The 11,049-nt window shown below is 28.7% G+C and carries 8 protein-coding genes and 1 pseudogene; 2 read left to right on the forward strand and 7 right to left on the reverse strand.

What is annotated here, in order from left to right; genetic code table 11:
* From A9758_RS01015 to A9758_RS01025, 3 genes and pseudogenes are all read right to left on the reverse strand, one after another.
* Positions 1-639, reverse strand: a pseudogene (locus tag A9758_RS01015) (type I restriction endonuclease); the annotation flags it as partial.
* Positions 640-649: 10 nt separating this feature from the next.
* Positions 650-2,176 carry a type I restriction-modification system subunit M gene (locus A9758_RS01020; protein WP_011406079.1) on the reverse strand — a complete coding sequence of 509 codons (1,527 nt, stop codon included), beginning with the start codon at positions 2,174-2,176 and terminating at the stop codon, positions 650-652.
* The gene (locus tag A9758_RS01025) at positions 2,163-2,726 is read right to left on the reverse strand and encodes a restriction endonuclease subunit S (RefSeq protein ID WP_011406078.1); all 564 of its coding nucleotides are present in this window, start codon (positions 2,724-2,726) and stop codon (positions 2,163-2,165) included. The genes A9758_RS01020 and A9758_RS01025 overlap by 14 nt, the downstream gene beginning before the upstream one ends.
* A 231-nt stretch (positions 2,727-2,957) precedes the next feature.
* Between A9758_RS01025 and A9758_RS01030 the strand changes: the two genes are divergently transcribed.
* Complete coding sequence (locus A9758_RS01030; RefSeq protein WP_011406077.1) at positions 2,958-5,666, forward strand: type I restriction endonuclease subunit R; 2,709 nt, start codon at positions 2,958-2,960, stop codon at positions 5,664-5,666.
* Between the two features lie 679 nt (positions 5,667-6,345).
* Positions 6,346-6,495: a hypothetical protein gene (locus A9758_RS07515; protein WP_158005505.1), complete on the forward strand. Its 150-nt coding sequence runs from the start codon at positions 6,346-6,348 to the stop codon at positions 6,493-6,495.
* On the opposite strand, the gene A9758_RS01035 is transcribed toward A9758_RS07515, so the two are convergent.
* The 4 genes from A9758_RS01035 to A9758_RS01050 all read right to left on the reverse strand — a co-directional run.
* Positions 6,487-6,999: a hypothetical protein gene (locus A9758_RS01035; RefSeq protein ID WP_011406075.1), complete on the reverse strand. Its 513-nt coding sequence runs from the start codon at positions 6,997-6,999 to the stop codon at positions 6,487-6,489. The genes A9758_RS07515 and A9758_RS01035 overlap by 9 nt on opposite strands.
* A 32-nt stretch (positions 7,000-7,031) precedes the next feature.
* On the reverse strand, positions 7,032-7,211 hold the full coding sequence (locus tag A9758_RS01040) for a hypothetical protein (RefSeq protein WP_069776312.1): 180 nt from the start codon (positions 7,209-7,211) through the stop codon (positions 7,032-7,034).
* A 14-nt stretch (positions 7,212-7,225) separates the two neighbouring features.
* Positions 7,226-10,213: a type III restriction-modification system endonuclease gene (locus tag A9758_RS01045; RefSeq protein WP_011406073.1), complete on the reverse strand. Its 2,988-nt coding sequence runs from the start codon at positions 10,211-10,213 to the stop codon at positions 7,226-7,228.
* A gap of 14 nt (positions 10,214-10,227) precedes the next feature.
* Positions 10,228-11,049, reverse strand: an 822-nt coding sequence (locus A9758_RS01050) for a DNA methyltransferase (protein ID WP_198922629.1), incomplete at its 5' end; no start/stop codon positions are given.

An 11,049-nucleotide genomic window follows, 5' to 3' on the forward strand; every position in this document is an offset into this window, starting at 1 on the left:
CTTTTCCATGAACCCAATCTTTTTATCAATAGCTGATAAGAAATCAGCTATTTTTTCTTGTTCAGAAATTGAAGGAAAAAGATGTTTCGTATTAAAAAAATCATTAATGGGTATATTTAATAATCCATGATTTCTAGCACCTTCTACAGCTATCTTATACATTTCTTTATTCCATTTATTCGAATCAAAATATATTTTTAAAAAATTACTATTGATCTTATTTGTAATTTCAAAACAAATGTATAATGTAGATATAGCTCCTTGATTATATAAATCTAATCTTTTCACAGCACCATAAGGAAATCCATTAGAATAACTTTTATTATATGCAAATTCACCTTTTTTTAATAAGTAATATCCTTTTAAATTTTTACTGGCCACATATTTATCAAAAAATTCTATTTGATCTATTAATCCGTATTTAGCAGAAATAGTCAAAGGTCTTTTCGTTTCTAAATTTTTATTTTTTCTAATGATTCTTGTTACTACATCACATAATTTATAAGTAATCCATTCCCCTTCAAACTCTGGAAATCGTAGTTCTGGTATGTTTTTATTACATTGCAATTCCTGACTATCTTCATCTTTATTTTCTGTTTGTCTTTGCAAAGAGTCATTTTCTTTTGTAATTTTACACATATAATCCCCTTTATATTGGTGGTTCTATTCCTAATTCTTTGCAATATTTTATGATTTTTGCATCTACTTCTTTCATTTCTTCATCTATTTTACGTATTTCACGTACTACTTCATCTAAATCTATTGGTTCTTCTTCCTCGAACGTGTCAACGTATCTTGGTATGTTTAGGTTGTAATCATTTTCTTCAATTTCTTCAATTGTTGCTTTATGTGAGTATTTTTCTATTTCTTCCCTATTTTTGTATGTTGTAACTATTTTTTCTATGTCTTCTGGTCGTAGTTTATTTTGATTTTTAGCTTTTTCATAGTATTCTGATGCATCTATGAAGAGTATATTGTCATCTTCTTCACGACATTTTTTGAATACGAGTATGCATGTTGGTATGCTAGTTCCATAGAAGATATTTTTTGGTAATCCTATTACAGCATCTAGGTAGTTTAGTTCTTTGATTAGGTATTTTCTTATGGTGCCTTCTGCTGCTCCTCTAAATAATACTCCGTGTGGCAGTACTACTGCTAGTGTTCCCTGTTCGTTGAGGTGGTATATCATGTGCTGTACAAATGCATAGTCTGCTTTACTTTTTGGTGCTAGTTTTCCGTATCCGGAGAATCTTTCATCATTTATGAATGATTTGTCACTGCTCCATTTTGCACTAAATGGTGGATTTGCTACTACAGCATCAAATTTAAGCTCTTCGTGTCTGTCATTTTCAAGTGAATCTCCCTGTTTTATGTTGAAGTGGTTGTATTTGACTCCGTGTAGTATCATGTTCATTCTTGCTAGGTTGTATGTTGTCTGGTTTAGTTCTTGTCCATAGAATTCTGATACATCTGCTTCTTTACTTACTCTTAGAAGTAATGATCCACTTCCACATGTTGGGTCATAGACACTTTTGAGTCTGGTTTTGTTTAGTGTTACTATTCTTGCAAGTATGGTTGATACTTCTTGTGGTGTGTAGAATTCTCCTGCTTTTTTACCTGCACTTGATGCAAATTGACTGATAAGATATTCATATGCATCACCAAGTATATCAGAATTATCTTTTTCTAACTCAAAGTCTATATCACTAATGTCTTGTAGTATACCTGAGATTAATTTGTTTTTTTCTGCATTGGTATTTCCCAATTTGGATGAATTTAAATCTACATCTTCAAATAGGTTTTGGAAGTCGTCCTGACTTTCTGTGTTGAACGATGAATCGTTGATTTCTATGAATGCATTGCTTAAACATTCAAGTATTTCTCTTCCTTTATCAATTTCATTGATGACACTGCTGAAGAGGTATTTTGGTTGTATAAAGTATCCTAGTTTTTCGATTCCTTCTTCTTTTAGGTCTTCTATGAGTTCTTCATCCTGGTATGCTTCTTGGAAGTTTATTCCATCTTCTTCAAGTAATTCGTTGAGTGTCATTTCCAGTTTTTCTGAGAGGTATCGGTAAAATATGAACCCTAACATGTAGTTTTTGAATTCGTTTGCATCCATATTTCCTCTTAGTTTATCTGCTATTGCCCATAATTTTGTTTCATAATTTGACATATTGACCACCTAATTCTTTTTGTATTATTCCATGAAGATATTCTTCTTCTATTTCTATTTTTCTCCTATTTAATAAGGTTCTTTTATTTAATAATTCCATAATTTTTGCGTATTTTTCTTGTTTGTCCTGTTCTAGGATTTGTATTTTTATATCTTTTAAGTCGTTTATTTTAACGAATTTTATACTACTACCTTCACTTATCCGTTTAATAGCGTTTTGGAAGTGTGTGCTTTTTAGTATTTGGTATACGTATTCTGCATGGTATCCTGGTTTGAGTCTTAGTATTGCGTAGTTTAGTGGTATGAGTATGTTTTCTTCTTTTAGTAGTGTGATGCTGGTTGTGTCTGATAGGTGTATTATGATGTCGTCTTTTTGTGAGTAGTATTTTTGGTGTGGTTTGTTTATTTGTATTTCTTCGTATTCTATTTGGTTGTTTTGTAGTTTGTTTAGTAGTATTTTGGTTTTGGTTCCTTCTACTATGTTTTTGTATCTTGATATTCGTATTCCTGTGAATATTTCTGCTATTTCTGATAGTTTTTTGTAGGTCATATCATTTACCTCCCCTGTTATTTGTTAATATCAAAAATGTTGTCATACATTTATAGGACTAATAATATATTTTTATATACTTACTATATAAAGGTATGTGTCACAAGAATGTAGGACACAATATTTTTTCACGTAACACCATAATGGAATATATAACAGAATTATAATATAATAAAGACAAATAGTTTAAATAAGTGTTAAGATTAAAATTGAGAGAGGTATTGGGTATATATGTCAACACAATCTGAATCAGCATTAGAAGATATACTAGTAGATGATCTAGCAAACAATGGTTATGAAAAAATCACTATAAGAAATGATGAAGAATTAGAACAAAACTTTAGAAGACAACTAGAAAAATTCAACAACATAACATTCACAGATGATGAATTTGAAAAAATATTGCTCTTTCTAAAACAGGGAACCATATTCGATAAAGCACAAAAACTAAGAGACAGTTACACACTCCAAAGAGAAGGACAGGCAGACAAATGGATAAGATTTATCAATAAAGACGAATGGTGCAAAAACTACTTCCAAGTAGCACACCAAATAAAATCAAAGAACAAACACAACTTCAGATATGATGTAACATTACTCATAAACGGACTACCACTAGTGCAAATAGAACTTAAAAAACGTGGCGTGGAAATCAAACAGGCATTCAACCAAATCAAAGAACGATACCTGCCAACATTCAAAGGACTATTCCAATACATACAAATATTCGTAATAAGCAATGGTGTAGACACCAAATACTTTGCAACAGGAATACCAAGCTCCATGAAATTTGAATACACATATTTCTGGAAAAACAAAGAAAACCGCAACATCAAACAATTAGCAGAATTCTCACAAACATTCCTAGAAAAATGCAACCTCGCCAAAATGATAACACAATTCATGGTACTAAACCAAATAGACAAAAACATCATGATACTAAGAGCATACCAAAAATATGCCGTAGAAGAAATAATAAGACAAGCAACCAAAATCAAACAAAACGGTTACGTATGGCACACCACAGGAAGTGGAAAAACACTAACCTCATTCAAAACCAGCCAAATACTATCAGAAGACCCAAATATTGACAAGGTAGTATTTGTTGTAGACAGAAAAGACCTGGATACACAAACAATGAAACGGTTCAACCAGTACGAAAAAGACAGTGTAGCAAAAGTATACAATACCTATTCATTAATTAAAAAACTTAATTCATCAAAAACTAAACTTATCATCACAACGATACAGAAATTAAGCAATGTTGCAACTAAACATCAAACTAAAGTAGCACAAATGAAAGACAAAAGAATCATCTTCATATATGATGAATGTCACAGATCACAATTCGGAAAAATGCATCAAAGCATAATAGATTTCTTCACAAACAGTCTATGCTTCGGATTTACAGGAACACCAATATTTGTAGAAAATTCCGGAGGAAACAAAACAACAAAAACAATATTCGGAAAAAGACTACACACCTACATGATAAAAGACGCAATAAGAGACAACAACGTACTAGGATTCTCCATACAATACTATGAATCAGTTCCAATAAGCAAAGATGACGTAGACGTAAACTCATTAGCATATGAAGAAATGTTAATGAAAGATAAACGACTGGAAAAAAATGTGGAAAAACTGCTTGAAACATATCCTAGTAAAACACATAACGGTAAATTCAATGCCATGTTTACTGTATCACGAGGAAAATTTATAAACAAATACTACAGAATACTAAAAGAAAAAGCACCTGAACTTAAAATAGCAGCAATATACAATGCTAACCCAAATTCAGAGGATACCAATGGAAAATCAGATTACTCATACCTTTCAGAATATATGGAAGACTACAACCAAACATTTGGAACCAACTTCAGTCCAGAAACATTTAAAGAATACAACATAGACATATCTAACAGAATGGAAAAAAGAGAAATCGACCTCTTACTAGTAAAAGACATGTACACAACAGGATTTGACTGCCCAAGACTAAACACATTATACGTGGATAAAAACCTACAGTACCACACATTATTACAAACATTTTCCAGAACCAACCGTATATTCGACAAAAGCAAAGCTTATGGAAACATTATCTGCTTTAGAGATATAAGTGCAGAAACAGATGAAGCATTAACCTTATTCTCAGACAACGAACCATTAGAAGATCTATTAATGAAAGACTACCAAACATATGTGGATGAATTCAATGAAGCATACAAAAAGTTCCTTGAGTTGACACAAACAGTTGAAGATGCACAAAACCTAGAAAGTGAAACAGAAATAAAAGAATATGTAGAAAACTTCCGTGAATTAAACAGAATAAAAAGCAAACTAGACACATTCCCAGAATTCACCTTCGATGACTTGGATATGGATGAACAAGAATACAATGACCACAAAAGCGTATACCTCGACATATACGATGAAATTAAAAATGATGGAGAACCAGAATCACCACTACATGACATTGACTTCGAACTTGAATTAATACGTGATGACACTATTAATGTGGATTATATTCTTGGATTGTTAAAATACTTGAACAAAGATGATGCAAATTATGAAAAAGATCTTGAAAGAATTAAGAAAATCACCAAAGAAACAGAACAATTAAGAAATAAAAACACATTGATAGAAAAATTCATTGAAAAAGTACTGGGAACTTTTGATAGAACAGAAATGACTGTAGAGGAAAAATTCTATGAATTTATGAGAAACGAACGTAGACAAGCATTCTGTAACCTCATAGAAAAAGAAAATCTAGATGAAACTGCAACACGTAAACTAATTGATGAATACCAATTCTCAGGAATAATGGATACCACGATGATAGAAGCAAGTTTCATCAATAAACCTAAATTCAAAGAACGAAGAGTAAAAAGAAACAGAATAAAAGAAGAATTATTAGAAATATTCGAAATATATGACTAATTCGTTATTTTATAAAAATAGATGTTATTGTCATACATTCATAGGACAACCTTTATATAGTATGAGGTATAAATAATTGTATGTCATACAAACATAGGACAAAATATTTGGTAAAAATATTATATGATGCATTAATAAACAAATCCAAAAGGAGGACAAAACCAAGAATAAAGAGTATTATCCTAGCAAAATATTAGTTATTCATGTCAATGACACGGGGGGATATGAATAAGTTAGTAATTGTTAAGGAGATTAGGAAAAATCTATGGATTAACTTTGATATCATATTACTATGGTGACTAGTAAAATTAATAGTAACATATCCTATAGAATTGCATGCAGATAATAAGAGATGGGATTATGATTTGAAGAGTTTAATTTTCATAGGTTTTATATCCATTGAACATTTTTGAACCTTTTAAGTTTTTTTGTACTTATGAAAACATTCTTAGTTAAAGGGAAATCAAATGTTAAAGTCACCACATTTGATAATTTATTTTTTATTTCTATTTTTAAAATTACATTTTTCTATAATCATCAACGATGAGCTCTGATTTTTTAATTCGTTATATCCACATATAACGAAGTAAAAAATATTTTTGTAGCACAAATGGAGGTTGTGGCACAAAAATAGGGGCAAAAAATGTGGTACAAAAGGGAAATGTAGCACAAAAATATCATGGAAAATGATGTGGCACACGATGGAATTGTAGCACAAAAAAGTAGCACAAATGTGAAATGTGCTACAAATTTATCTCATATCTGTTATTACTTAAATTATCTGATAATGTTTAATGAAAAAAAAGATTTAATGAAGATGTTAAATTAAAATTTCTAAACAAATAATGATAGTTAATACAAAGATTCCCGTTGTTAAAGTAACAATTTTAAATCCTAATTTTATTTTATCTATTTTGGATAATTCTATCTTATTTTCTTCAATTGTTCTTTTATAGTCAACAGATATCTCTTTGTATATTGTTTCAAGATTTGTATTATTTTCTCCATATTTAATTATATCTTCTTCATTTGTCATCCCTTCAAAATCTTTTAAATAATAAGCAGCAATAAAGAAATATAACGCAATAAAATTACCAATTAATGTTATTATTAATAACACTTTGATTATTATCGCTATTTCACTTGATGCAATTTCGTTTAATAAAGCAACATTAGCATAAATGCCACATTGTATTGTTATGATTAAAATTAAAATATTAATCATAGAACTACATTTTTGATCTAATGTGTTATTTTGTTCATCTTGTTCTTTTTTGCTTTTTTGTAGCAAATCCAATAAAAGTTCATATCGTTTAATATCTGATTCTATCATAAGTATCCTTAATAATATTTATATTTTATTTATTATTTTTCGCCGTTTGATTTAGTTACTGTGTTTCTTCTATTATTGCTAGTCCAACCAGAATTGTTATTATTAGAACTATTATTAGAACTATTATTAGAACTATTATTAGAACTATTATTAGAACTATTATTAGAACTATTATTTGACTGATTATTTGATGAACTATCTTTTGTTGTCATATATAGAACCTCCATTAATATTTACTTATTGTGTCCATTTTAAATTCTTCAAAATCACTTTCAACTTCAAATTGTATACTTTCATCTAATGCTTTGAAATGTTCTATTCCACATTTAATTTTGTATTGTTCGGATGGTTTTAGTTCTTTAATATTACTCGTTCCTTTTGTTTCAACAATGAAATATAACTCTTCTTTACCTTCTCTTTCTACTAATATTGCCCAGTCTGGATTATATTTACCTATAGGAGTATCTATTTCAAACCATCCTGGTAACTTCATATAAAATTTAATTAAATTACTGAATTCAAGTTTTTCTTGGAATGATTTTTCAATACCTGAATCAAATATAGTGTATTCATAAGGAGATTTATAACTTCTTTCTGATTTATCATCTTCTCCTAGTTCATTAACATAACGGAAAAGTTCATGTCTTTCAAATTCATCTTCATCATAGCAATCTTCAATTTTGGTATATGCAATTCCATCTACTAAGAATCTTCTTAATTCCTCTTTGATTATTAGAAGAGTTTGTTCTTTATATTCTTCAGGATTTTTCTTAAATTGATTTAAAGTTTCACTTTGAATTAAAATTCGGGCAAGCGTTTTTCTAGTAAGTGTAGTTTCATTTTGTAAATATTGTAATATGTTTGGTAAATCTACACTATCTCCCTGTGATTCAATCACATCCCAAATTTCCTCTTGTGGTTCAATACCACTATATTCAATTTTATAACCTGCTTTAGTAAATATTACCGTAGGATTACCAATGTTTAATTCTTCATGCAAACGTTTAGAACATTCTTCAATTAATCGTTCCGTGTCAAATTGTACTTTATACATGGATTTATGTTTAATTTTATTCCATATTTTATAGAAATCTTCTTTTTTATACTTGTCATAATCTAGTTTTATAGTTTTTCTATCACCACGTTTTTTAACTATTGGAGGTGCAGTTAATGTGCGAATTTCATTTATTATATTATTACGTAATTCTTCTTTATCACTGGCAATATCTTCTACTATTGGAGCTAATTTAAATTCACCCTTCTCAATATCAATTTCAAGTTGAGGTAATATCTTACCATCTTTTTTAATATAACCATTCGCTTCAAGATATTTATAGATTAATTTTGATTTCTGATCACCTAACTCTTCTTCATCACCTTTTCTATTAGTATATTTTGTGAAACTAAATGATGTGTCAGTTATTCTATTAAATTTAATTCCAGTATCTTCTTCAATTTCTTTTTGTAATCCTTCAGCAAATTGATCATAACTTTCATTAGCCATAACAGTTAAAATATTAATATTCGGATTATTTTTAATTCTATTTCCATCTTGATCTACACATAATCTTAAACCACGACCAATTTCTTGTCGTTTTTTCATTTTTGACCTAGTTTCATTAAGAGTACATATTTGGAACACATTAGGATTATCCCATCCTTCTCGTAAAGCAGAATGAGAGAAAATAAATCTTAAAGGAGTTTTCATATTTAATAATCTTTCTTTATCTTTCATTATAAGATTATAAGCATCATTGTCTAGTTTTCCTTTACCATTTGTATCTTTAAAACCTTTTTTATCTTGAGCAAAATAACCGTTATGAACTTGACTAATATCTACATTGATATTATTGTATTCCATGAGTGATTTGTATTTATCTTCTTTAATTAGTTTCTTATATTCTTCTTCAAATATGACAGCGTAATCTCCTAAATTTGGATTTCCTTCTTTATCGTAGATTCTATAATTTGCTACTTTATCAATAAAGAATAATGATAAAACTTTAATACCTTTTTTAAGAAGGCGTAACTCTTTATCTAAATGTTCTTTAATTGTGTAATGAATTAATTCTCGCTTAATAAGTTTTTCATTAGTTTCTCCAACAGCAAGATTTAATTTAATTCGTTCTCCATTAGTAAATTCTACAGATTCTCTGCCTTCAGAACAAATGATATTATCAACAATATATCCCGTATAAATTTCACGTTTAGATAAATCAGATAAATCAGTTTTATTTTTGACTTTCACAGTTTTTCTTTTAGTTACACCTTTAACATTAGCATCTATTTCAATTTTAGCACTATAAGGTTTAGCTTTAACTTCAACTAGTTTCATATATGGAGAATTATGATCATTATGTGATAAAATAGAATCAACTTCTATCTGTTTAACTAATTTTTTATTATATGCATCCACAGCATTTAATTTATAAATATAGTTTTCACTATTGTCTGGAGGGGTTGCTGAAAAACTCACTGTACATAAAGGATTTAATCTTTCGATAGCTTGTTCACCTTTACCATCTTTTTTAGCAGTGATAGATTGAGGTTCATCAATAATAATAAATGGATTTGTTTGAGCAATTAAATCAATCGGGCGGTTACCCTGTAATGTATCTTGTGGTTGATTTATTAAGTTTAAATCCTTATTAAATGAATCTATATTAATAATCATAATATTAATATTGTTATCCACAACAAAATTATGAATATCATTTAATCTACTGCTATTATAAACAAAATAATTATAAATTGGATTATCATATAATCCTTTGAAGTGGTTTCGTGTTATATCTAATGTTTTTTTAACTCCTTCTTTGATAGCAAGACTAGGAACAACTATAATAAACTTAGTGAAACCATAATTTTTATTTAATTCAAAAATACTTCTAAGATAAACGTAAGTTTTACCAGTTCCTGTTTCCATTTCAACAGTAAATTTTAATTTACTTTTGTTAATGTTGTCTGTAGGAGTAATTTCATTTTTTAATTGTACCTTTCTAATATTTTCTAATATTATGTCCTCACGTAAATCAAGACGATTTCCAATACCAATATTACTGGCTGTTTTACCATAATCATCTAAAGTAGTTGTTCTATAAAAACCACCAAGTTGAAAAGGGGAATTATCAGAAGCTTGGCCATTAAACAAATCTACAATAGAACCAATAGCATCTTGTTGGTATTCCAAATTTGATTCAAAATTTAATTCCATGAACAATCACCAACTTAATAAGTAATAAAGTCTTCAATGTTGTTGTTTTCTAGTACTTGGATAATGTTAGTTTTTACAGAATCATCTAAGAAACTAATATCTTTAAATACAACCCTATTCTTGTGTTTCTTATTTTCATCGACTATTTCTATTTCATTTATTATTTCAATTATTTCCTCAGTTACGTCTTCATTTACTTTATCATCTAAACAAACTATTAATGCTCCATAACCAACAGAATAGAATGTATAATTAGATTTTTTAATTTCTTCTATAGGTGATGTTAATTCAATTCCATATTTTATCATGATTTCATAAATAAAATCTAAATCAGTTCTATCTTCTTTTACATTAATCACACTATCATCAAGATATTCTTCTAAAGGACTATCACTAGGATCCCATTCTTTAAAATTTGAGGTGTCTAATTTCAGAACTTTAAAACCAATATCTATATTACTATCTGGATGTTCATCTAACAATTTATCACCAGCTCGACGTATACGTTCTTCACCTATTTCACAAATTGTATTATAACCTTGTTTGTAGGCTTCAGATTTTTCATCTGTTTTTTCACGATATTGAATCATGATAAATTTATTATTTAAATTATTTTGAAGATTTAAATCCATCACAGCTTCTGCTGTTGTTGCAGAACCTGAAAAGAAATCTAATATTATATTTTGTTCTGGTTTTGAAGTTGACATTTTTACTCCAGGATAAAAAATTTTTCTAGATTTTGGATAATTTGGATTTAGTGAATAATTAGTATCCGTAACCATGTTAATTAAATGTTTAATTAATTCTTTTGGTTTAGGGTGGCTTTCCAGTTGTCG

Origin of the sequence: Methanosphaera sp. A6, from assembly GCF_001729395.1 — an archaeon.
GTDB lineage: Archaea > Methanobacteriota > Methanobacteria > Methanobacteriales > Methanobacteriaceae > Methanosphaera > Methanosphaera stadtmanae.

Excerpts from the sequence above, each read along its gene's own strand:
- A9758_RS01035 (WP_011406075.1), bottom strand. The coding sequence starts at position 6,999 with ATGATAGAATCAGATATTAAACGATATGAACTTTTATTGGATTTGCTA.
- A9758_RS01045 (WP_011406073.1), bottom strand. The coding sequence starts at position 10,213 with ATGGAATTAAATTTTGAATCAAATTTGGAATACCAACAAGATGCTATT.
- A9758_RS01020 (WP_011406079.1), bottom strand. The coding sequence starts at position 2,176 with ATGTCAAATTATGAAACAAAATTATGGGCAATAGCAGATAAACTAAGA.
- A9758_RS07515 (WP_158005505.1), top strand. The coding sequence starts at position 6,346 with ATGGAAAATGATGTGGCACACGATGGAATTGTAGCACAAAAAAGTAGC.
- A9758_RS01030 (WP_011406077.1), top strand. The coding sequence starts at position 2,958 with ATGTCAACACAATCTGAATCAGCATTAGAAGATATACTAGTAGATGAT.
- A9758_RS01040 (WP_069776312.1), bottom strand. The coding sequence starts at position 7,211 with ATGACAACAAAAGATAGTTCATCAAATAATCAGTCAAATAATAGTTCT.
- A9758_RS01025 (WP_011406078.1), bottom strand. The coding sequence starts at position 2,726 with ATGACCTACAAAAAACTATCAGAAATAGCAGAAATATTCACAGGAATA.